Origin of the sequence: Streptomyces sp. NBC_00094 (assembly GCF_026343125.1) — a bacterium.
Classification (GTDB): domain Bacteria; phylum Actinomycetota; class Actinomycetes; order Streptomycetales; family Streptomycetaceae; genus Streptomyces.
Genome location: NZ_JAPEMB010000001.1, coordinates 7,841,431 through 7,861,877, shown reverse-complemented (window position 1 = coordinate 7,861,877; position 20,447 = coordinate 7,841,431). Strand labels below are relative to the sequence as shown.

General features: G+C 67.2%; 15 protein-coding genes and 2 pseudogenes. 13 read left to right on the top strand and 4 right to left on the bottom strand.

What is annotated here, in order from left to right; genetic code table 11:
• Positions 1-141: 141 nt before the first annotated feature.
• Positions 142-807 (bottom strand): response regulator transcription factor, encoded by a 666-nt coding sequence (locus OG580_RS34625; RefSeq protein ID WP_267047608.1) that lies wholly within the window; start codon positions 805-807, stop codon positions 142-144.
• 36 nt (positions 808-843) lie between these two features.
• Positions 844-2,022, bottom strand: a complete 1,179-nt coding sequence (locus tag OG580_RS34620; RefSeq protein WP_267047607.1) for a sensor histidine kinase — start codon at positions 2,020-2,022, stop codon at positions 844-846.
• 162 nt (positions 2,023-2,184) lie between these two features.
• On the opposite strand from OG580_RS34620, the gene OG580_RS34615 reads away from it, so the two are divergent.
• From OG580_RS34615 to OG580_RS34570, 10 genes are all read left to right on the top strand, one after another.
• Positions 2,185-2,910 carry an ABC transporter ATP-binding protein gene (locus OG580_RS34615; protein WP_267047606.1) on the top strand — a complete coding sequence of 242 codons (726 nt, stop codon included), beginning with the start codon at positions 2,185-2,187 and terminating at the stop codon, positions 2,908-2,910.
• Positions 2,910-4,247, top strand: a complete 1,338-nt coding sequence (locus OG580_RS34610) for an ABC transporter permease (RefSeq protein ID WP_267047605.1) — start codon at positions 2,910-2,912, stop codon at positions 4,245-4,247. The genes OG580_RS34615 and OG580_RS34610 overlap by 1 nt, the downstream gene beginning before the upstream one ends.
• Before the next feature lie 290 nt (positions 4,248-4,537).
• On the top strand, positions 4,538-5,185 hold the full coding sequence (locus OG580_RS34605) for a DUF4097 family beta strand repeat-containing protein (RefSeq protein ID WP_267047604.1): 648 nt from the start codon (positions 4,538-4,540) through the stop codon (positions 5,183-5,185).
• 1,595 nt (positions 5,186-6,780) lie between these two features.
• Complete coding sequence (locus tag OG580_RS34600) at positions 6,781-6,921, top strand: hypothetical protein (protein ID WP_267047603.1); 141 nt, start codon at positions 6,781-6,783, stop codon at positions 6,919-6,921.
• Positions 6,922-7,107: 186 nt separating this feature from the next.
• Positions 7,108-7,791, top strand: coding sequence for a hypothetical protein (locus OG580_RS34595; protein ID WP_267047602.1), 684 nt, complete (start codon positions 7,108-7,110; stop codon positions 7,789-7,791).
• Positions 7,776-8,792 (top strand): hypothetical protein, encoded by a 1,017-nt coding sequence (locus OG580_RS34590; protein WP_267047601.1) that lies wholly within the window; start codon positions 7,776-7,778, stop codon positions 8,790-8,792. Before OG580_RS34595 ends, OG580_RS34590 begins: the two co-directional genes overlap by 16 nt.
• A complete protein-coding gene (locus OG580_RS34585; RefSeq protein WP_267047600.1) occupies positions 8,789-9,094 on the top strand; it encodes a hypothetical protein in 306 nt (101 codons plus the stop codon). The genes OG580_RS34590 and OG580_RS34585 overlap by 4 nt, the downstream gene beginning before the upstream one ends.
• Positions 9,091-10,140 (top strand): hypothetical protein, encoded by a 1,050-nt coding sequence (locus OG580_RS34580; RefSeq protein WP_267047599.1) that lies wholly within the window; start codon positions 9,091-9,093, stop codon positions 10,138-10,140. The genes OG580_RS34585 and OG580_RS34580 overlap by 4 nt, the downstream gene beginning before the upstream one ends.
• A complete protein-coding gene (locus OG580_RS34575; RefSeq protein WP_267047598.1) occupies positions 10,137-10,973 on the top strand; it encodes a class I SAM-dependent methyltransferase in 837 nt (278 codons plus the stop codon). The genes OG580_RS34580 and OG580_RS34575 overlap by 4 nt, the downstream gene beginning before the upstream one ends.
• Positions 10,974-10,987: 14 nt before the next feature.
• The gene (locus tag OG580_RS34570; RefSeq protein WP_267047597.1) at positions 10,988-12,187 is read left to right on the top strand and encodes an MFS transporter; all 1,200 of its coding nucleotides are present in this window, start codon (positions 10,988-10,990) and stop codon (positions 12,185-12,187) included.
• Here the strand turns inward: OG580_RS34570 and OG580_RS34565 are convergent.
• Both OG580_RS34565 and OG580_RS34560 read right to left on the bottom strand, forming a co-directional pair.
• On the bottom strand, positions 12,120-15,089 hold the full coding sequence (locus OG580_RS34565; RefSeq protein WP_267047596.1) for a BTAD domain-containing putative transcriptional regulator: 2,970 nt from the start codon (positions 15,087-15,089) through the stop codon (positions 12,120-12,122). The genes OG580_RS34570 and OG580_RS34565 overlap by 68 nt on opposite strands.
• Before the next feature lie 358 nt (positions 15,090-15,447).
• A pseudogene (locus OG580_RS34560) lies at positions 15,448-15,620 on the bottom strand (beta-galactosidase); the annotation flags it as partial.
• A 320-nt stretch (positions 15,621-15,940) separates the two neighbouring features.
• Between OG580_RS34560 and OG580_RS34555 the strand changes: the two are divergent.
• The 3 genes and pseudogenes from OG580_RS34555 to OG580_RS34545 all read left to right on the top strand — a co-directional run.
• Positions 15,941-16,780, top strand: a pseudogene (locus OG580_RS34555) (family 1 glycosylhydrolase); the annotation flags it as partial.
• Entirely contained in the window at positions 16,777-19,059 is a 2,283-nt protein-coding gene (gene yicI, locus OG580_RS34550) for an alpha-xylosidase (protein WP_267047595.1), read from the top strand. The pseudogene OG580_RS34555 and the gene yicI, both read left to right, overlap by 4 nt.
• A gap of 477 nt (positions 19,060-19,536) precedes the next feature.
• On the top strand, positions 19,537-20,373 hold the full coding sequence (locus tag OG580_RS34545; RefSeq protein WP_267047594.1) for an SAM hydroxide adenosyltransferase: 837 nt from the start codon (positions 19,537-19,539) through the stop codon (positions 20,371-20,373).
• The last annotated feature ends 74 nt before the right edge of the window (positions 20,374-20,447 follow it).

Below are 20,447 nucleotides of genomic sequence, written 5' to 3'. Positions count from 1 at the left end.
GCTTCAACAAGATCGTGTTACGAGCTCGTAGGGAACAGGATTCTGGGGCCGACACGTGTTGAGAGCCCTCCCAAAACCTGCGGCACCGACGCAAGGCTCACGGAGCTGTGGGCGCTGCTGGACGGTACCCGGGGCCAATCCTCAATTGTATTCGAACCAGGCCAGAATGGCCTTGACGCGCCGATTGTCCTCGTCGGGAGGCATGCCGAGCTTCACGAAAACGTTCGCCACATGCTTACTCACGGCAGCGCCGGAAAGAAACAGCTCCGCCGCGATTTCTGCGTTGGAGTGCCCTTCGGCCATGTGGGCGAGCACTTCCCTTTCCCGAGCGGTGAGCCGGGCAAGCGGCCCCTGTGGCGAGTCCGCGCGGGTGACGTGGCGAACAACCTCGGGGTCGATCACGACGCCACCTGCGGAGACCGTCTCGACAGCTCGCAGGAAGTCGGCGACTCTGCCCACTTTCTCCTTGAGCAGGTATCCGACGGCTCCGTCGGCACCCGGGCCGTTCAGAAGCTCCCTCACATAGGGGCCCGTGACGTAGGCGGAGAGAACCAACACCGGCAGGTCCCGGTGACGGGAGCGCAGATCGATCGCGGCACGCAGTCCGTCGTCGGTGTTTTTGGGGGGCATGCGGACATCCGTGATCACCATGTTCGGGGCGGCTCCGGCATGCACCAGCTCGTCGACTACGGCAACCAGTTCGTCGGCGTCCTCGCATTCGCGGATGACATCATGAGCGTGGGAGGTCAAGATTTCCCGGATGCCGGCCCTTATCAGCACGCTGTCATCTGCCAGAACAATTCTCATGACCCCCCTCCCCGGGGAACGTCCTGCTTCAATTTATCACCATGGGGGTTGGCTGGGAGCGGACGCTACAACCAGCGTCCCGCCACCCGGTGGGCTGAGAATTTCGAGATTCCCGCCGACGCTTCGCATTCGCTCGCGCAGTCCGGCGAGCCCGGAGCCCGTGTCGATTCTCGCACCGCCGACACCATCGTCGTGCACACGCACGTGTACGTCTGTCGTGGCGCATCGTAGGTCGATCCGAGCGTTTCCCACACCTGCGTGTTTCGAGATGTTCGTCAGGGCTTCGGACACCGTGAAGTATACGGCGGTCGCAGTCGGTGACGAAAGCTGGGCGTCATCGCCGGTGCTGGTCAGTTCGACCCGCAAAGGTGATCGTGCGGCCAGCTCTCGGACGGCGGCGATGAGACCGAGGTCGCTCAGTTCACGGGGATGGATGTCGCGCACCGTGTCCCTCAGCCGTTCGAGTGCGCGCTCCGCGTGAGCCTGGGCCTGCCGTGCCAGCCGCACGATTCGTTCCTGGTCGGCGGCTGCGGCCGTGGCCGTGGCCGTGGCTTCCAGCATCCCGAGACGCATGACGACGGCGACGAGTTCCTGTTGGGCGCCGTCGTGCAGATCGCGTTCGATGCGTTGTCGCTCGAATTCGAAGGCCGCTGTCAGCGAAGCCCGACTGGTCCGGAGCTCCTCCAGTTTCGCGAGCAGATCCGGGTCCCGGTTTCTGGAGAAGGCGCGCAGGAGAAAGTCGCGAAGAAATGATGTGCCGGTCAGTACGGTAGTGGTGACCACGCCGAGAACGATGCCTGCGGGCATCGCCAGGAGCGTTTCCCCAACGGATTCAGGGGTGAATGGACCGACCTGCGCAGCGATACCGAAGAGCCAGAAGACGGGGGAGAACACCAACGCGGCAGCGCCGATGAATCCGAAGAAGGCCACCAGCAGTGACAGTGCGGACAGGAGTACGGCGGTCACGAAAACCGGGAGGTCGGTGCGCCACATCGACCGTGAACGCAGCCGGAGTACCACCCACTTTGCCCAGCTGTGGTCCGAGGGTTTCAGGGGCATCGTCTCGACGCCGCACCACCGGGCTCTCGAACGGTCCGTCTCCGCCACCACCGGGGCCGAGACCGGCGCGACGAGAATGGAAAGCAGCAGAATCGGAAAAGCCATTGCCGCGATGCATTCCGTCAGCACCCTCCGGGCAATACGAATCTGCGCCATGCCCGCCATTGTCGCATACTGCGGATCGCGCAAAAGGTAGACCTAGGTCTACCTTCAAGCAGTGCAGACACCCGTGTGGCTCCCGCCGCGCCCTGCTTAGCTCGATGCATGCCTATCTCAGCTGCCGCTTCCGTGCCGTGCATCCGTTTGCGCGGCCTACATATGGACTTCCCCGCCCCGGGCCGCCGACGCGAGACGACGCGCGTCCTGCACGATATCGACCTGGACATTCCCGAAGGCCGGCTGACCGCCATCGTCGGCCCCTCCGGGTCGGGCAAGTCGACGCTCCTGCTCTGCATGGCTGGTCTGGAGCAAGCGACCGCGGGTTCCATCGAGGTCCTGGGAACGGATGTCCTGTCGCTCCCCCCTCGCAAGCAGGCCGCATTCCGCAGTGAGAACGTCGGATTCATCTTCCAGGAGTACAACCTCGTCAGCTCGCTGACGGTCGAGGACAACATCGCCCTGCCGGCGCGACTCGCCGGCCATCGGGTACCCAGGTCGAGGGTCGGCGACGCCATGTCGAGGCTCGGTATCGCCCAGCACGCGCGGCGGCGCCCCGACCGGCTCTCCGGAGGGGAACGCCAGCGCGTCGCGGTGGCCCGGGTCGTCGCGAATCAGCCGCGGATCGTCTTCGCCGACGAGCCGACCGGCGCGCTCGACCTCAAGTCGGGTCACGTCGTGCTCGATTGGCTGCAGGCACTTCCCGCGCAGGGAACCACGGTCCTCATGGTCACACACGATCCTCATGCGGCCGCACGTGCTGACCAGGCCGTGGTGCTGGGGTCCGGGCGAGTGCACGCCGTCATTCCTGGTGGCGACTCCCACGCGGTGAGCGATGCCGTCCTCGCGGCGCAGTCGGAGGACGAAGCGGGTGAGCAGGCGTCGTGATGCGACTTGTCCTGTCGGACATTCGGATGCAGGCGTCCATGTGGTTGTGGACGTTCCTGTGCGCAGTGGTCGGTGCGGCATGCGCAGCGGGCTCGGTCATCGCCATGTTCACCGCCGTCTCGGCAGCGCGGGCGGCGGGTGATGCGCGGATGGTCTCCGCGTCGATCGCACTCGGCGGCAACATCGTCTTCTTCACCGTGCTTGCCGCCGTGGGCATCGTCGCATCCACCGTCGGACTGACCTTGACGACCCAGCGACGCGATCACGCCCTGTGGGCGATCCTCGGGATCCCGCGCAATCGCATCAGATCCATTCTGCGCACGGAACTGATCGTGCTCGGCACTGCAGCCGGCGCGCTGGCAGTACCGCTGGCCCCTCTTGTCGCGAGCACCACGCTCTCACAGTGGACGACCACGGGACTCGACCTGCACGGAGCCACGGCCGGATTCCAGCTCTGGCACGTCGGGGCGAGCGTGCTGTCCGGAGTGGTTCCGTGTCTGCTCGGCGGCTGGGGAGTCACGCGCCGCGCCGCCAAGACACCGGAGATGCGCGCGTTCCGAGACCTCTCTGATCCACCGGCGCGGCCCGGCGTCACGCGCAGCGTTCTCGCCCTCTGCCTCCTCGCCGGTGTGGTCGGGATGTGGATTCCCGGGCTGGGACTCGAACTCGAAGGCGGGATCGCACAGCGGACGGCCTTCGCTTTCGCCGGCGACCTCTTTCTCATCTGCCTGTTGCTGCTGATGGGGCCGTGGGTGCTCACACCTCTGATGAGGTTCTGGACCGCACTCCTGCCCTCGCGCGGTGTCGCCTGGCACCTTGCCGTGCAATCGTGCCGCACCCGCGCGGCGAGAAGCGTCGCCACGGTGCTGCCCTTCGCCCTCTCCTTGTCGTTCGTCGGACTCTTCATGGTCATGGGGAACGTCATGCCCGGAAGCGCCGCCGGGCTGGACGATGTCCTGGTCGTGCTGGGCTGGGTCTTCGTCGTGTCCTGGGTCGGCGGCCTTGCTGTGATCGCTCTGGTCGGGCGGGAACGCACACGTGATTCCGCCATCGTGGCGGTCGCCGGTGCGCGACCGGGCGTGGTCACCCGATCAACGATCTATGAGGGAGTGATCTACGCGGGGACGGCGATCATCTTCGGTGCGATCTCCATCGCGGTGACGAGTGCCACTATCGCCGTGGGCGCCAAGATCAGCGTCGTCCGGGTTCTGGACGGCCTCCCCTGGGCGACTCTCGGCGTGCTCGCCGGCGTGACGCTTGTGACCACCTGCCTCGCTCTGGCTCTCCAAGCCGCCCGTGTGTCACGCACGGTCGCAGCCCGGGCTCTGCGCTCGTGAAGCAGGGCGACGTCCGTACCGGTCGCCGCGACAGCAGAATCCCCCGCCCGGTATTCAGGTTGCCTGCTGACGCCACGGAACGAACTCGCCACCGATGCGATCGCGCCCTTTGAACCAACCACCACCATGAACGGCATGCGTCACCTGCATGTCCAGAACTATGAAGGAATGAATCAATGGGAATTAGGCCTCACGCTGTGCTCGTCCTCGGGGGTGTCGCGATCCTCACTGTCGCAGCCACGGGATGCAGTCCGGACGGTGCCCCGGCGAACACAGTCGTGGAATCGAAAATGTTTGATTTCAGTGGGGACAGCCTGACCGTGAAGTCCGACTCCGCCGACCTGGAACTCGTAGCCGCCGATGTCAAGGGCGTTCGGGTGACGCGGCAGGTCAGCGGTACGAAAGTTGGCGGCGAAATAGAATCCGGATGGAAGCTTGAAGGGGGCGTTCTCACGCTCTCGCTGGACTGCACGGGCCTCTCCGTCAACTGCGGCGCGAAGTACACCGTGAAGGTACCGCGCGACGTCGCGATCACTGCCGAGAACGACAAGGGTCTTGTTGAAGCCACGGGCTTCACCGCAGACTTCTCGGCCAAAGCCGGCGACATGCGGCTGTCGGACCTCAGCGGGCCCCATCTGGATCTGGAAGGCCGCGATGGAACCATCGAAGGCGACAGGATCTCCGCAAGGTCGGTCACCGTCGCCTCACGGAACGGCGACAACGAGCTGAACTTCGTCTCCGCACCTGACCTCGTCGATGTGCGAAGCCAGGACGGCGACGTTCGGCTCGGCCTGCCGGAGGCGACGTACGCAGTCGACACGGCCGCCAAGAAGGGCGACATCACAATGGATGTCACGAAAGACGACACAAGTGACCATGCCGTGAGGATTCACACCCGTAACGGAGACATCGTCATCGGCAAGGGGGAGGCGCCTTGATGGCTGTACCGCAAATGCTCCCTGGGTCGGCGCCAGTGGGGCGTGCGACGTTACAGGACATGATCGTCTCGCTGGGTGCCCTGCTGCCCACCTCAGCCGGGCCACCTACTGAAGTACGGTCGCCGTGCGGGACTGCGCCGAGATTCGAGCACCTGATTGAATAAGTGGATGGCATTCTTCCGCTCCCCCGACGGCCTGATCGGTCTCAGGCGCCGACAGACCGCATCCTAGCCCTGGCGATTTTCTCTCTCGTAGCCCGTTGGATCGAGGCATTCTCCGTGGAGACCTGTCGGCCCGCCCCTCGTTGTGTGCCGGCTCGCCGCCGCCACGGGCCATCGGTCAGGGACCCACTCCGTGCCGACCAAGATCCGGGCCATACGCGGACCAGCCGCCCGCAGCCGGGTCGAGTCGTGGCCGTTTCCGCTGGTCAGAGGCCATGCGAGGCGCGTACCACCAGCACTCGAAGAACCTGCTGGTCAGCTACTCGCCGAAGAAGCTCGGCTTCTTCCAGGGGCACGAAAAGAGGCGCCTGACCTGGGCTTTTGCCCGTCAGGCGCCTCTCACTCACCCCGCATATCGGGGGTAGCTTTACGCCGGACCTCCCAGTTCATCCCACCGGTGTCCCACTCCTGACCAGCGCTTCCGGACCAGTCACGGACCAAAACTCCGGCTCACCCCGGAGGCGTACTTCCGCGCCCGCGCCCACGTCGTGCCATAGGCCGCCGGGGCTCCTCGCCGCCACCCACGGGATCGCTGCTTCCACCGGCTCGGCCTGCCACAGCGGCACCCCCACCCTTTCACCCGTCCTGACCGCGATGGGCCTGTCCGCGGAGCGGGCGCTCGGTGCCCTGCGGCTGACGCCGGGTCGCTGGACCGCCCCAGGCGACATCGAGACGGCGGCGGCTGTCCTCACCCGGGCAGCTGCCGCGCACTGACCGGGCCGGTCAGCCCGACGCGAGGAGGTCAAGCCCAGCCCGACCTCGGCCCGAGGCGCCACCGTCCCCTCATCAGCACCGACGCCTCCGGCCTGGCCAGCGCCCCCGTGTCCTTCGCGCTCGCGTGGGCGCCGTCCTGGGGCTGGATCGTCGCCGCGAGCGTGCTGCTCGGCCTCAACCAGGGGCTGACCGACTGCGAGTGGTGCCGCCCGTGATGTCCATCTGAGCCTGCGACCAGGACGTCACGGGCTCGTTTACCGACCGGGACGCTGCCGCCCAGCTGGTCAGCACCAGCCATCGCCACACGTTCCGCCTGGCCCGCCAACTGGCCCTGCATCGACGTGATCAGCAGCGCCTTCGAGCTTTCCCGACGAGCGCCCATCCCGCCCGGAGCCGTGGAACCCCGGCGCCCACCAGACGCGGCAGCCAGCCTGTCGCCATGACCGTGATCAGCCCACGAACGCGAAACGGTCCACCGGAAGAACCGACGGTCCGTCAGGAAGGATCGACGTTAGTGGCCTGTTGGAGGCCGGCCGCATAAGCAGTGACGCTGTTAGTCACAGGTTGGAGAAGCGTTGATCCCGCGCTCCAGACTCTCCTCAAGGCCACCGTCCGACGGAAGAGCCGACGGACCACAGCCATCGTTCATAAGGAGAGATCATGGGTAACAACGACTCCAACATGGTGGACATCGACCAGCTGATGGAGCTCGCCTTCCTCGAGGGCGACGCCGAGTCCACGATGGTGACCATCTCCGCTCCCGACCTGCGCGCACAGGCCCAGTACCCGGACCCGGCGTAACCAGTCCGGAAACCCGTATCGCGAGTTGAACCGGCGGGGTCAAGCGGTCAGAGCGTGACCTCGCACCGCGCCGACGGGTTCGGCCACTGGCCAATGCAGGACACGGGGTACTCGGGCACGCCCTCACCGGAGACGGCGGGGGCGTGCCCGACAAGTGTGGAGTTCGAAGCCGGAGGGTGTGATCACATGCAGAACGCAGATGCTTCAGGAGCCGTCCTGAGAGAGGCCGAGCAGAGGACGAACGAGTGGTCTCGGATCCTCATGCCCCTCACCCCGCGCGGCCTGCTGCCGCGCCCCGAAACGCCGAGCCGCATTCTCATCGACTGCGCCGCCGACTCAACGGCCACCTCAAGGCTGTTCGAGCCGATCGTCCTTCGGCCCGGGTTCGCCGATGCCGAATTCCTGGCCGAGATGGTCGACTTCGCGTCCTCGGCTCGCGCGGAGGCACAGGTTCGCTACGGCCGAACCATCTCCGCGTGCCCGCCAGAGGTAGTCGGCCGGCTGGATGCCGCACGCGTCAGGGAGTCCGTCGAGGAGCTCTACGGACGAAGCATCCACGCGAAGTACCTCTGCTCCTTTCTCTATTACGAGGAGGGCGACTTCATCCCCCTGCACGTCGACAACGCCAACCGGTTCCCGCTGAACCTCCTGCTCTGCCTGAAGCGAGTCAGGCCGGAGCACGCCAAGAGGTTCTCGGCCACGTACTTCGTCCAGTCGAGCTCCGTCGTCACCGGCTACGACCTCGCGCCCGGCCAGGCTGCCTGGTTCCATGCGGCCGAGACTCCGCATGGCAGAACCCCCCTCGGTCCCGGCGAAGAGGCCGTCCTCCTCACACTGGGCCTTCAGGAGACATCATGGGTATCCGGCTGATCGAAGACCTTGACTCGCTGCTCTCCTCGGGACCGGTCGCGAGTGATGGTCTCCTGTCCGACGTCGACACCTGGTGTCAGGGCGTGGCCGAGTCGGCCAGGATTCCCGTCACCGGACGGCCGGGCCCGGACTCAAGCGTGGCGGGAGCCATCGAGCGGGTCGTCTGGAGAGCCAAGGTCAATCACGCCGCGGCCGGCGTGGGGTGTACCCCTCCGGATACCCCGGATCACGTCCGCACGCCACCCGCGTACGACTCCGGCCAACGGCTCGATCCTGGACTGTGGGCGCTGGACTATTCCCCCCGTCACGGCTTCGACGCCTTCGACCATCTCTTCCAGTCGGCGATGACCCAGAACGCCCTGGGCCGGGCCGCATCCCCCACGCTGCCCGATGCCGCGCTGGCCGCCCTGCGGTCGGGGCTCATCACGGTGCGGGACCACCTCCCTCTGATTTCGAGCACGACACTGCCCCTGGTCCACCTGGTACTCGTGCACCGGTCGCCCATCGAGAGCATGTACCTCATGCAGCTTCCCGAGACGATCGTCGTGAACGACGAGCTCCTCCTCAAGGACACCGGCCGGGTGGCGGAAGCGATCCTGCACGAGTCCCTACACGAGAAGTCTGCCGCGCTTCGACAGATTCGCTGGCTCCTCGCTCCAGCCCTCGACACCGCCGAACGGTTCAGGCTGTCGCTGCCTTGGTATCCGCCCCGGCGACGGCGCGAGTTCGATGCCTGGCGTTTGCTGTCGGCCGGTCACGTGTACACGCACATCGCCCTGCTGAACGCCGCCATGGGTACGCCGCAGAGCATCGAGCGAGCCCGTGAATGCGCGGCGCGTGCATCCTTCATGATGGCGGCCCTCGCCGATCAGAGGTTCTCGCGGGCGCTGGCCGTCGACGGCAACGCCCTGGTCTGCCAGTTGACCGAAGCCCTCAAAAGCATGCCGAGCGGCCATGCCTACCCATTGACCGAAGAGCACATCATCCAGGGGGAGTCATGACCGGCCCGACCATCGTCTCCGACGAGGACGTCCACGTGAACGTCCACCGCATCGCCAGGCTTTCCACGGGAAGGCATGTGCTGGCCTTCACAGTCGAGCCCGTCTCCGCCGTCCTGCTCGGCGCCGGGACGGCTGCGGTTCTGGCGCTGCTGGTGCGGCATCGCGGCAACATCGAAGCGGCCCGCGCAGCGTACCAGGAAGCGCGGGAGCAACACGGTGCACCGAAGGATACCGGAATTTTCAACGAGATCCTCGGAGACCTCAAGTCGGGAAATCTCATCCGCTCTGGGAGCGCGCAGTGATCCACCACATCGTCGAGCATCTGGCGAACGGGCCCTACGGCGACGGGCCATCGATCCGCAGCGATTCCGACGCGCTTTTCGACGGACTCACCGAGTTGCTGACTCCGCCAGGAAAGCAGAATCTCACTTATTCGAGAGTTCCGACTTCCGCACGCAAGGCGCGACTCAGAGCGGAACTTGAGAAGGTGCTGCGCGGCGCACCCTCGGCAACCCGCGATCAGGCCCTCACCGCCACCTTGGCCCCTTCGTCGCCCCTCACAGCGGATGCGGATTTCTCTGTTTCGCTGCGGGTTCTCGGAATCGACACTCCTGCCAGCGATCAGGATATCCGCTGGATCACCGAGGAAGCGGTGCATGACCTTCGGGCCGAAGGATACGGGGCCGAAACGCCAGAATTCGATCCTTCACTCTTCCAGCAGGAGAGGATCGACGAGGCAAAAGAATTTCTCTCGTCGGCGCTGGGGCGGGTCGCCACCGAAACCCTTCCCTTCTCCGGCAATGTTCTGATCCTGGCCGGTACCTTTGACTCCGCATACCTCACACCGACGCCTCTCACCATCGTCGTCAACGAGCGAATACTGAGGGATCCGGTCTATCTGGCCGAGTCTCTTCTGCATGAGACGCTGCACCAGAAGTTCGGCGATCTCCTACTCGTCCGGCGGCTTCTGCCACCGCAGTACACACCGACCAGCGGCCCCTTCCTCAACATTCCGTGGAATCCCACGCCCGAAGGGCCGAGGCAGATGGATTCCGTCCGCGTGCTGTCCACGCTGCATGTCTACACGCACCTTTCGCTCTTCCACCTGACCCTCCATGCCATGGGCTCAGGGGATACCACGCCCGAAAAGGTGTCCGAGTACATTGCGCGCGCCCACTTCTTCGCCCACGTCGCCGGCACTGCCATGGTGGGGGCGCATACCGGCCCCGAGTCCGAAGCATTCACGGAATGGCTCGGCGACGCCTTGATGAAGGTCCTCTTCCATGCCCGGTCGCACGGTATTCAACCGGACATCGCGCGTTACATTCGGGCCGGGGTGCAGGGATGAACCGATTCTTCGGCATGTTCCGCGGCATCGCCGCACTGGAACCGGCACCCCGCCAAGTATCCTTCTTCGACGACGCGTTTGCGTATTGGGACCACCCCATGTCATCGGTTCAGACCTGGGACGTCGCAGCTCTGGTACGCGCCTGCGAGAGCCTGAAGATCGAGCGGATAGTCGACGTCGGCTGCGGAACCGGACGCCTCGCCTTCGCCCTCGCCGGAGCATACGACACTTACATCGGTCTCGACTCTGTCCAGGGTCCCCTGTCCATCTTCGAGGAGCTACTCAGGGACTCTCCCGCAACCGGGATCGAGACCCGCCTCATGGATGTTCTCCACCCATTCTCATTGGAATCGCTCGACCGACGGACCGCCTTCGTCATGGGCAACGTCACAGTCAACTCTTTCCGAGACAGCGATTCCTTGATCACACTGATGCGCAATCTGTCGAAGTCCTTCGAGGGGCCCAAATCCGTCCTCCTCTCCGTCTTCTCGGACGAGGTCATCGACAAGTTTCCCGCGTTCGATCATGTTGTGCAGCCATATACCTTCCGAGCTCCTTCCGGGAGGAACCGGATCGTCTGGCGAGGCATCCACTACATCAGGTCCGAACACAAACTGCTGCACAACGTCTTCCTGGAGGGAGGCATCACCGGAGAGGAATGGCCAGGGGTCCTGGGAAACCACATCGAACGTGTGTGGACGGAATCCGCTGTCAAGGCCGTCCTCGAAGCAGCGGGACACCGCTGCACGCGGGCCGACACCATGTACGTCGCCGATGGTGGTGCGAAGGGCTGGCCCGTGCGCCTCATGCACGTCACGCTGGACACACGGTGAATCCTTCCCGGCGCGTGAACGTCCTTCTGACCGGAACCTTCGTCTCCTCGCTGGGCGACAAGTCCGCCGCCCTCGCCTTCGCCCTGTACGCGGCAAGCATGGGGTCAACCGCCTTGATGGCAGCGATTCTTCTCGCCCAACTGCTGCCATCCCTCGTCCTGGGCCTGATAGGCGGATACCTCACCGATCGCTACGGGAACCCTCTCTGGTGGTCGGCAGCACTAGTCGTCCAGGCCCTGTGCTTCGCCGCCCTATCGCAGGTCGATACGGTCTGGCCCATCGTCTCCCTGATCGCAGCTTCCAGCGCGGCACAGAGCATCGTCGGTCCCATGGGCTCCGTACTGCTCCGAGAGTTGTCACCGGTGGAGCGGCGCGGCCGGTCGGTCAGACGGCGCACCTCCTTGGACGGCATGGCCGGAGTCATCGGGCTCATGCTCGCGGGCCTGAGCTATTCCTGGCTCAACAGGTCGACGCTTCTGCTGGTCAACTCCGCGTCGTTCCTGGTACTGGTGCTGTGCAGCCTGGTCGCCCTCCGCGGATCCGTCCGCCGGCCTCGGTTCCGCGGATCCGCACGTGCTCGGCCCGAGCGGTGGACCGGCTTCGGTGTGCTCCTTCGACCGGAGGTCTTCGGGCGTCAGGGCGTTTTCCTGATCTTCGTGGTGATTCTGGGGACCTCTCTTGAAGGCGTCGTCGGCATCTTCTACTTGCAGCACGGACTTGGACTCGGCAACACCTGGTACTCCGTGGCGATCGCCAGTTGGTCCCTGGGGCTGCTGCTGGGAAGTCTGCGCGTACCGGTCGACCGAGCAAGCGACGCCGGCGGACGCCTGCTCGGCGCGTCCGCCTGCGTGATGGGCGCGGTCATCGCAGCGCCCACGCTGCTGCCTCTCACCGGAGGTTCGGTCGCGTTGGCCTTCCTGATCGGTGGTGCCGCGAACGGCGCGTTCAACGCATCGGTCGCGGTGGTGATCGCAGAACGCGCCTCGTCCGAGACCCAGGGCCGGGCGTGGGCGGCCTTCGCCTTCCTGGCCAAGCTGGCCATCCTATTGGGATATGCCTCCGGCGCCGCGGCCGGGATGGATCACGCTCGAGCCCTCATGTTCGCGGCCGGAGCCGTGCCGGTCCTGATCGGACTGGGCCATGTGCTCACGCGGAGCAGACCGGCTCCGGCGCAGACGCCGGAGGTCTCGGTGCGGGAAGGGAGTTCGACTTGACCAGAAGGCGAAGCTCTTCGAGTACGGGCGCGTCGGTCCTGGCAAGGGTCCACAGCGCGCTCTTCCACCGCTCCTGAGCGCTCGGCTCGTCCCCCAAGGCCCGGAGGATGTGCCCGTGTTCGTGATCGGCGAGCCCCGTCGCGTACAGGTCGCCGCGTTCCTCGGCGAGGGTGCGCAGCGTCTCGCATGCCCCGTGAGCGGCATCCAGTCGCCCCAGAGCGCGCAGGGCACGAGCCTCTCCGAGCCGGATCTCCCGCTCCGCGTTCCAGTGCGACGTATCGGAGACGACGGCGAGTCCCCGAGCGAAGTGGACCAGCGCGATGTCCGCCTCGTGCAGCGCGAGATGAGCGTGCGCCAGGTTGCACAGGGCGACCTGCTGGATGAGGGGGTAGTCGATCCGCTCGGCGACCTCCAGGCTCTGGCGGTGATAGCGGACGGCCAGCCGGAGGTCGTGGAGTTCAGCCACGTAGCCTTGATGCCCGAGAAGGATGGCTTCCCGCATGGGCGAGAGCTGCTCCGTCCGCAGGGCAAGGCACTGGTCGAGCGCCGTACGCGCCTCCGCGGCACGCCCCAGTTCCTTCAGCAGAGCAGCCCGGTTGCCCAGCATCGTCACCATCGCGGCGGGTTCGTGGTGCCCCTCGCCCACCACGATGGCCTCGTCGATCAGAAGCAGTGCATCGTGGAGATGGCCGGCCGTGTAGTAGGTCCTTCCCAGGTTCAGCAGCGCCTGGCAATGCGCCGTCACATCTCCATGTGACCGAGAGAGGCTGATGGCGCCGTGGACGAGACTCTTCATCTCCTCGATCCGTCCACGGTCATGCAGATAGGGGAACAACGCCTCCATCAGCTCCAGGGCCTGAGCGCGGTCCATGGGGCCATCGCCACCCTGCGCAGCGAGGAACAGCAGGTTCTCTCTTTCCTGGTCCGCCCAGGCTAATGCGTCGGCGGGGCTGAGGAACGGAGCAGCCCCCCGGTCCTCCCAGGCGCGGACGACCGTGCTCTGGATCAAGTGCCGGAGAGCCGTCGCCGCACGTCCGGCTTTGGCGATGTACCAGGACAGCGCTCGCATGACCGCCGCGGCACATTCTTCCTGCTCGTCGTCCCGGCGGGCGAGCTCGCGGGCGAAGTCGCGGACAAGAGCGTGGGCCGAGTATCTGCCGTCGCTGACGTCTTCGAGGAGCGCGACTTCCACCAGTCGGTCGAGGGCCTCTTCCGCATCCCGCTCACTGGTGCCCATAAGTCGGGCGACAAGGGAGGTCGGATAGGTGGGCAGGTCCAGCGCTCCGATCCTGACGAGGGCCAGTCCCGCGTTCTGATCACGTGGGGCATCGGAAGCGCGCAGAGTGGCGTGGGCCACGCCGAGCGAGCGACGTACGCTCAGATCGTCGAGTTCGAAGTGGTCGAGGCGCTGTTCCTGAGCGGCAAGGCGCTCCACGAGATTCCGGGCCGTCAGGACACGGCGCGTGGCGAGTCGAGCCGCCGTCACCCGCAGTGCGAGTGGCAGTCGGCCGCACAGCGCTACGAGTTCGCCCATGACGTCGTCGTCAGCGGTGGTCCAGGTGCGGCCGGATGCCCTCGCCAACAACTGGGCGCTTTCCGCGGAGGACAGCAAGGCGAGCGGCGTGCGCAGGGTGGGGTCGAGCGTGGCGAGTGGCAGTCGGCTGGTGATCAGCACGGCACAGCCCGGCGCCGCCGGCAGCAAGGGCCGGACCTGGCTCGCCGAAGCGGCGTCGTCCAGCACCAGAAGAGTGCGCGTGCCCGCCAGGACCGAGCGCAGCCGTGCAAAGGCAGCCTGCACATCAACGGGCACGGAACGGGCTTCCAGGCCGAGCCCGCAGAGGAGCGCGGTGAGTGCCTGGGACGGGTCCAGGGGCGGTACTCCAGGGGTTGCCCCGTGCAGATTGAGGAACAGCTGTCCGTCGGGGAAGGCGGCACGCAGGCCGTCCGCGGCACGCAGAGCGAGGCCGGTCTTACCGACACCCGCCATACCGCTCACGATGGCGACGGCGGTGTGGGCGCGCTGCCCCGTCAGCGCGGCGCGGATGGCTGCGATCTCGTCCGTACGACCCACGAACTCAGTGGGCGGCTTTGGCAGTTGGGCGGGGCGTGGCACCGTTGGCAGCCTCGCCGGAGGTTCGGCGTCCGGGTTGGGCTGTTCCCTGCGTGCCTCCGCCGAGAGGATCTCCTGGTTCACCTCCTGGATTGCGGGGCCGGGCTCCACACCCAGTTCCTCGACGAGGGTTTCGCGCAGGCCGTGGAAGACGAGGATCGCCTCCGCCTTGCGGCCGGTGCGGTCGAGGACGAGCATCAGTTGCCGGTGGAAGGCCTCCCGCAGCGGATGCTCCTTCGCCAGGGCTCCGAGTTCCGTGGCCAGACCATCGAGTCGACCGAGCCGCAGGAGGGCGTCGAAGCGGCATTCCAGGGCTTCCAGCCGCTGTTCCTGATAGGAGACGACCCGTAGATGACCGTCGAAGGAAGGCAGGTCGGCAAGCGGCGAGCCGCGCCACAGCCGCAGCGCCGACGCCGCCTCTTCGTTCGCTGTCCTCCAGTCTCCCTCGCCCAGGGCACGCTGAGCGCGGGACAGATGCCGTGCGAACGACTCGCCGTCCAGCTCCCCGTCCCCGACCTGGATCTCGAACCCGTACCGGGTAGAGCGGATGCGATCACCATCGCCCCCGCCGAGAGCGCGTCTGAGCCGTCCGACGTGGTTATGCAAGGAGGCGGTGGCCGTGGGTGGCTGCTTCTCGCCCCACATGATCTCCTTCACTGCGTCCACCGACACGATGCCGTTCGGTTCGAGCAGGAGTGCCGCCAACAGCAGCTTCGACTTCGGCTGGACGATAGGACGTATCTCGCCGACGTCGTCCCATACGGTCAGCGGCCCCAATACGCCGAACTTCACTGCTACCCCCGCCTCGCCCAGTGAAGTTTCATGATCGTGCAGCTGCCTGCTTCCTGCAACCGTGGTTGTGGTCCGGTAGCCACGGCGGAGTTGGCGGCTCGGTGACGACAACCTCTCTCTCGTGGCGCGTTGGATCGAGGCGTGCTCCGTGGAGACCTGTCGACCCGCCCCTCGTTTGTGCCGGCTCGCCGCCGCCATGGGCCATCGGTCAGGGCCCACTCCGTGCCGACCAAGATCCGGGCCATACGCGGACCAGTCGCCTGCAGCTTGGCCGCACCGGGGCCGGGTGCGGTGCCACGTCGTCAGCGCTGCAGCGTCAGCAGACCCGGCCACCTCGACGAGCTTCCACTGCTGGTTGTTCGAACCGGCCGCTCGAAGGTTCCCGGGTGGACCAGACCGACTCGCCGACGCGGATGACGGGGAACTTCGCCTCCGCCATGAGATCGAGGTCGGTCTTGAGCCGCTCGGGCGGCTGGTACTCGTGGTAGTAGGCGGCGCGCCGAACAGGACGCGCGCGGGCAGATCGGTCATGCGGGGCCCTTCAGAGACGTAGGGGTTCCGGCCGCCCCCTCGGCGGATCACGGATCGTCGAAGCGCTTCGCCTGGAGATGCGAGGTAATGAGGTACTCACGGCGAAACAAGAGGCCGTGGACATGGGGGCGTTCTTTCCTACCAGGCATTGACATCGCAACTTGGGCGGTGGGAGCGTCGAAGCGCTTCACCCATCGAAACCGTCTCTCCCTCTCGTTGAGGTGGCCGTGTCCGACGCATCCGGGCCCACCCTGCGCCCGTTCCCCGCCCTGCCCGCCGGCTTCCGCTTCGGTGCCGCGACCGCCGCGTACCAGATCGCAGGCGCCCAGGAGGGCCGCGGAGCCCTGTCGGCCGCCCACCATCTGCTGGTCGCCCACGGTCTCGCGGTACGGGAGCTGCGCGCCGCGGGCGCCCGGGAGGTCGGGATCACGCTCAACCTCGACCGGCTCCACGCCGCCTCCGACCGACCCGAGGATCTCGCCGCGCTGCGCCGCGCCGAGGTTCTCCACAACGAGGTCCGGACCGGGCCGCTCCTCGCCGGGTGCTACCCCGGGCACGAGGCGGAGACCTGGAGCGGCCTCGCCGACGGCCCCTGGCGGCGATCCGGTGACCTGGAGGTGATCGGCGAGCCGTTGGACTTCCTCGGCACCAACCACTACCGGCCGGTGACCATCGCCGCCGCACTCCACCGTACGGACGACCCCGAACTCCGCACCGCCGTCGACATCGGCGTCGCCGAGCCGGACCCGTACGGGACCAGGCACACCACCATGGGATGGCCCGTCGTCCCGGCCGCGCTCACGGAGCTCCTCCTGGACCTCCACGCCCGCTACCCGCGGCTCCCACCGGTCTGGATCACCGAGAACGGCTCCGCCGAGGACGACACCGTCGCCCCCGACGGCAGGGTCCACGACTCGGACCGGATCGCCTACCTGGCCGACCACCTGACCGCCGACGCCCTCACGGCCGGGATGGACGTACGCGGCTACTACGCGTGGTCCCTGCTCGACGACTTCGAGTGGGCGCGCGGCTATGGCCGGCGCTTCGGCCTTGTCCACGTCGACTACACCAGCCTGACCCGAACGCCCAAGGACAGCTACGACTGGTACCGGGGCCTGATCACCGCGCACCACGCGCGGACGGAGGAATCCACCCCATGAAGTTCACCGACGGCTACTGGCTGATGCGTCCGGGCGTCACCGCCCGCTACGCCACCGAGGTCGCCGACGTCCGGGCCGACGAGCACCGGATGACCCTCTACGCGCCGGTGAAGCATGTGCGCAGTCGCGGCGGCATGCTCAACAGTCCGCTGCTGACGATCGAGTGCTGGTCACCTGCCGAGGGCGTGATCGGGGTACGTGCCACCCACCACGCCGGTTCGGTGCACCGGGGGCCGGAGTTCGCGCTGCCCGGCGGGGAACCGGATGCCGGGAAGGTGCACCGGGACGGCACGGTGGTCGAGCTCAGTGCGGGTGAGCTCTCACTGCGGGTGGACACCGCCGAGCCGTGGCGCCTGGAGTTCACCGCCGAGGGTCGGGTGCTGACCTCCGTGGGCGAGCGCGGGACCGGCTTCGCCACCGACGCCGACGGCCGGCACTTCATGCTCGGACAACTCTCCCTGGGAGTCGGCGAGTTCGTCTACGGTCTTGGCGAACGGTTCACGCCGTTCACCCGGAACGGCCAGGTCGTGGACATCTGGCAGGCGGACGGCGGCACCAGCAGCGAGCAGGCGTACAAGAACGTCCCCTTCCACCTGACGAACCGCGGCTACGGCGTCTTCGTCAACCACCCCGGGAAGGTCAGTTACGAGGTCGGCTCCGAGTCGGTCGGCCAGGTCCAGTTCAGCGTCGAGGACCAGTCCCTGGAGTTCTTCGTCGTCCACGGCCCGACCCCGAAAGAGATCCTCGAGCGCTACACCGCCCTCACGGGCCGCCCCGCCCTGCCCCCGGCCTGGGCGCTCGGCCTGTGGCTGACCACCTCCTTCACCACCGACTACGACGAAGCCACCGTCAACCGCTTCGTCGACGGCATGGCCGAACGCGGCATCCCGCTGAGCGTCTTCCACTTCGACTGCTTCTGGATGCGCGGCTACCAGTGGAGCGACTTCGTCTGGGACTCCGACACCTTCCCCGATCCGGCCGGCATGCTGGCCCGCCTCAAGGAGCGGGGGCTGCGGGTCTCCGCCTGGATCAACCCGTACATCGCGCAGAAGTCGGCGCTGTTCGAGGAGGGCATGCGAAACGGCTACCTGGTGCGGCGCCCGGACGGCAGCGTCTGGCAGTGGGACCTCTGGCAGCCCGGCATGGCCCTGGTGGACTTCACGAACCCCGCCGCCCGCGACTGGTACACCGGCAAACTGAGGACACTGCTCGACCAGGGCGTGGACTGCTTCAAGACCGACTTCGGCGAGCGCATCCCCACCGACGTCGTCTGGCACGACGGCTCCGACCCGGAACGGATGCACAACTACTACACCCACCTCTACAACCAGGCCGTCTTCGACCTCCTGCGCGCCGAGCGCGGCGAGGGCGAGGCGCTGCTCTTCGCCCGCTCCGCCACCGCCGGAGGCCAGCAGTACCCGGTCCACTGGGGCGGCGACTGCGAGTCCCACTTCAACGCCATGGCCGAGTCGCTGCGCGGCGGCCTCTCCCTCGGCCTGTCCGGCTTCGGCTTCTGGAGCCACGACATCGGCGGTTTCGAGGGCACCCCCACTCCCACCGTCTTCAAGCGCTGGGTGCAGTTCGGGCTGCTCTCCTCGCACAGCCGCCTGCACGGCAGCAAGTCGTACCGCGTGCCCTGGGACTACGGCGAGGAGGCCGTCGAGGTCACCCGAGAGTTCACCCTGCTCAAGCACCGCCTCGCCCCCTACCTCCAGCGCGCCGCCCAGCAGGCGCACGCCACCGGCGTCCCCGTGATGCGCGCCATGGTGCTCGAGTTCCCCGACGACCCGGCCGCCGCCACGGTCGACCGGCAGTACATGCTCGGCGACGACCTGCTCGTCGCCCCGGTCTTCACCGACGACGGCACAGTCGAGTACTACGTGCCGGAAGGCACATGGACCAATGTGCTGACGGGCGCCCAGGTCACCGGTCCGCGCTGGGCCCGTGAGCAGTACGACTTCCACACCCTGCCGCTGCTGGCCCGCCCGGACTCGGTCATCGCGCTGGCCGCCGACGACCAGCACCCGGTCTCGGCCTGGGCGGACGGCGTCGAACTGCGGGTCCACGCCTTCGCGGACGGCGCGGAGCGCACCGTCGTGATCCCGCGCACCGACGGCCCTGGCGAGATCGCCCACTTCCACCTGCACCGCACGGGCGACCGCCTCCGGGTGACCACCGACAGCCCGTACGCCTGGCAGCTGCGGATCGGCAGCCCTCACGCAACCGTGCACGCCCGGCCGGCCGGCACCTCGGAGGCCGACCTGCCGTACCCCGCCTGAACCCGACAGTCAGGGCGGGGCCCCGCGGCCCCGCCCTCGGCGCGGTTCCCGGCCGACCCGAGGACGGTCGTTTCGGCTACCCGGCCGCGCCGTCCGGGCTCTCGGCCACCGGCCGGCGGACGGCTTTCACCGCGAGCGCTCGCCGGTCACGGCTCGCAAAAGCGCTGAGCGACCCGCCCCATCAAGCAAGCGACCGGAAAAGCATGTCCACTATGTGGAACGGCGCCTGCGGCGATTCCACCCGGTGCTAGCGTCCACCTCATGCAGCACACCGCCACCCTCGCCATGATGCGAATGATGCCCCCGCCCCCGGAGGCGCTTCGCTAGCGAAGCCGTGTGCGCGCAGGACGCGACGGACCCTCCGGAGACGGAGGGTCCGTTTTTTTGTCGTCCCGGCCCGCCACCGAGCATGTCGACCCCTGCACCTCGAACCCCACCCACCCCGTGTCTCCCTCGACAGAAGGGCGAAGTACCGCCATGCCTCTTCCCCCGGTCGTCTCCCTGACCGACTGCGCCGACCCCAACGCGCTCGCTCGCCAGTCCACCCGGATCGCCGCCCTCTTCGGCTCCACGCCGACCGTCCTGCCGCTCGGCGGACCGGACCCGGAGGGCGCCGCCGCCCTCACCCTGCTCGACCTGCTCCGCTCCACGGACCTGATCGGCGGCCCGAGCCGACCGGTCGTGGTCCTCGTCAACATCGCACCGAGGGACGGACACTGGCCCAACGGCGTGCCCTTCTGCTCCTTCCGCCACGGGAACCACCTGGTCGTCAGCACGCTGAACCAGCGGGTCCTCGCCCCGCTGGCGACCTACCTGGGTCTGACGGAGGTCCAGGTCACCGATGTCCGCGAAGTGCTGGAAGCCGCCGCCGACGACTGGGCCGAGCTGACGCCGGCCGAGATCGAGGAGATGGTACGGACCCAGTTCCGGAGCCTCTGGTACGCGCCCCTGCTGGCCCGCTGGCTGGTGGACGGCCACCCCGTTCCCGCGCAGCCGACAGCGGTGCGCCCGTCCGTCGCCGACGACGTGCGGATCGCCGTCGTCGACAACTTCGGCAACTGCAAGCTGGACCGCCCGGCCGCCGAACTGCCCGGCTACGACACCGCCGAGAGCCTTCTCGTGCGCAACCGGCTCGACGGCCGCGACATCCGGGTGCGCTGTTACGACCGACTCCCCGACGTCCCGCTCGGCGAGCCCGGAATCACCGTCGGGAGTTCCGGGGTCGGATTCGCCGAACTGGTGGTCCGCGGCGGTTCCGCGGCGGAGGCATTCGGACTGCGTCAAGGCGACCGGGTATTCCATCTCACCAGCTGACATGTTATCAACGCGTTACCCCGGCAACGGTCTTCCCGATTGACGCCGGTCTCCGTGAGCCGGAATGCTGAAAA

Bases quoted from the DNA above. Each gene is read 5' to 3' on its own strand.
- OG580_RS34625 (WP_267047608.1), bottom strand. From the start codon at position 807: ATGAGAATTGTTCTGGCAGATGACAGCGTGCTGATAAGGGCCGGCATC.
- OG580_RS34620 (WP_267047607.1), bottom strand. From the start codon at position 2,022: ATGGCGCAGATTCGTATTGCCCGGAGGGTGCTGACGGAATGCATCGCG.
- OG580_RS34615 (WP_267047606.1), top strand. From the start codon at position 2,185: ATGGACTTCCCCGCCCCGGGCCGCCGACGCGAGACGACGCGCGTCCTG.
- OG580_RS34610 (WP_267047605.1), top strand. From the start codon at position 2,910: ATGCGACTTGTCCTGTCGGACATTCGGATGCAGGCGTCCATGTGGTTG.
- OG580_RS34605 (WP_267047604.1), top strand. From the start codon at position 4,538: ATGTTTGATTTCAGTGGGGACAGCCTGACCGTGAAGTCCGACTCCGCC.
- OG580_RS34600 (WP_267047603.1), top strand. From the start codon at position 6,781: ATGGGTAACAACGACTCCAACATGGTGGACATCGACCAGCTGATGGAG.
- OG580_RS34595 (WP_267047602.1), top strand. From the start codon at position 7,108: ATGCAGAACGCAGATGCTTCAGGAGCCGTCCTGAGAGAGGCCGAGCAG.
- OG580_RS34590 (WP_267047601.1), top strand. From the start codon at position 7,776: ATGGGTATCCGGCTGATCGAAGACCTTGACTCGCTGCTCTCCTCGGGA.
- OG580_RS34585 (WP_267047600.1), top strand. From the start codon at position 8,789: ATGACCGGCCCGACCATCGTCTCCGACGAGGACGTCCACGTGAACGTC.
- OG580_RS34575 (WP_267047598.1), top strand. From the start codon at position 10,137: ATGAACCGATTCTTCGGCATGTTCCGCGGCATCGCCGCACTGGAACCG.
- yicI (WP_267047595.1), top strand. From the start codon at position 16,777: ATGAAGTTCACCGACGGCTACTGGCTGATGCGTCCGGGCGTCACCGCC.
- OG580_RS34545 (WP_267047594.1), top strand. From the start codon at position 19,537: ATGCCTCTTCCCCCGGTCGTCTCCCTGACCGACTGCGCCGACCCCAAC.